Below are 1,627 nucleotides of genomic sequence, written 5' to 3' on the forward strand. Positions count from 1 at the left end.
GGCGTGTCTGGGGTCATTGTGGTGACTGGGTCACTGACGAAGCTGTCCAGATTAATGCTTCTAATGAGTTTTATTTTGCACTTCGTCGCATTGTTCGTAAGTGGCGCTTATCAGATGCCAGGTCGGCATTCAAAGAAGCTTCCGTTCTCAGGGTTGTGGATGGTTATTTTGCATTTGGTAAGGATTATCTATCCAGCAAAAAAAGGATCTCTTCTGCTAGAAAAATGCTTAAGTGCAACGATTATAAAAAATCACAGGTTCGGGGTGTATCTGAGTGGATAGATTCCGAAAATATTCTTCTTATTGCTGAGATGCTAGTTTCTCAGGGATATGAGATTTATCTTTCTGAAGAGGAAGAAGAACGCCTTTGATGAGTGCTGTAACACCCACCAAAGGCTAATCAAAACTAACTAAACCGGAGTTAATTATGACTACTGAAAATTATTCTATTACTGAACTTAAAGATCTACTAAATGATCTAGAAAATCTTTCTACCTGCTTAATGACACTTCCCGAAGAACATGTAGATGCAAGTGCGTTATCTCAATTGTTTGAAGATCAATTTTCGTTGATTCAGAAAATTAATGGATATGCCACCATGCTTCGTGCGATTGATTTGGGGGATTTGCCAAAATAAAAGGGGAAGGGGCCCCGTTTCGCCGGGGAAGGGGTTCCCTTTTAATTTGGTGAATGCCAGACAAGCGGAAACCATGTGGATTTTATTCCCAATTCTTAAAACCGCGCGTCAGCTCCACTACACCATTAGTTACGCCATTCTGTTTAGTGGTTTTATTTGCGGTGGTGTGTGCTTCCTTGATTAGTAGTTACATATCTGCACGCACATAACAAACACTCATCTTTTTTATCTTTTTTTTAACATTCTTTTTGTGTTGGTTTTTATTTAAATTTCATATTTTTGAGCGTATATTAAGCCTCATCTTGCATACTGCACTAACAGTTTGCATAGAAAAAAATAAACCCTCGCAAGTCCGCTAAAACTTCGAGGGCATGACAGACATCTAACAAGTTTTGGACAACTCTATGCCTGTAATTAAAGTCTATCACCATGGTATGACTGCCGCCATACCTCCTAAGAAAAATAACCATGAACGTGCAAAACGTGGTCAGGTTCAAGGTTGGTCTAAATCTGCAACTCGCAATAACACCCGTTGGCTTCGTTCCGTATCCCCTGAAAGCTTTGGCAATGATGAAGAATTTGGCGTTGCTTTTACTCTGACTCTTCGTGATTGCCCCGATACCTCTGATGATTGGCATAAAATTAGAAGATCATTTATCGAGAGACTTCGTCGCCTTGGTATGCTCCGTTTACATTGGGTGACTGAGTGGCAACGTCGGGGCGTTCCTCATCTTCACGGTGTTGTTTTCTTTTCTTATGAATCCTGTACTAACATCGACTCAAACGGACTTCCTGTAGGTCTTGGTTTTCTTATTGTTGACCACTGGGTTTCTGTAGCTGGTAAATTCGGGGCATCTCCTCGAGGTCAAAACTTGAAAACCGTTACCGATATCAAAGGATGGTTTAAGTACCTTTCTAAACATGCTTCCCGTGGTGCAGACCATTATCAACGATCTTCTGCTGGCATTCCGTCTGGGTGGATAAAAACAG

At 41.1% G+C, this 1,627-nt stretch carries 3 protein-coding genes; all 3 read left to right on the forward strand.

Going from position 1 to position 1,627, the window contains the following annotated elements:
* On the forward strand, window positions 1-371 hold a 371-nt coding region (locus tag OH461_RS20010; protein WP_270022297.1), incomplete at its 5' end, for a hypothetical protein.
* Window positions 372-427: 56 nt separating this feature from the next.
* Complete coding sequence (locus tag OH461_RS20015; protein ID WP_270022298.1) at window positions 428-637, forward strand: hypothetical protein; 210 nt, start codon at window positions 428-430, stop codon at window positions 635-637.
* Window positions 638-1,071: 434 nt separating this feature from the next.
* On the forward strand, window positions 1,072-1,627 hold a 556-nt coding region (locus OH461_RS20020; protein ID WP_270022299.1), incomplete at its 3' end, for a rolling circle replication-associated protein.

Origin of the sequence: Vibrio sp. LaRot3 (assembly GCF_027587025.1) — a bacterium.
GTDB lineage: Bacteria > Pseudomonadota > Gammaproteobacteria > Enterobacterales > Vibrionaceae > Vibrio.

Coding starts and splice junctions, on each gene's coding strand:
- OH461_RS20015 (WP_270022298.1), top strand. CDS start 428: ATGACTACTGAAAATTATTCTATTACTGAACTTAAAGATCTACTAAAT.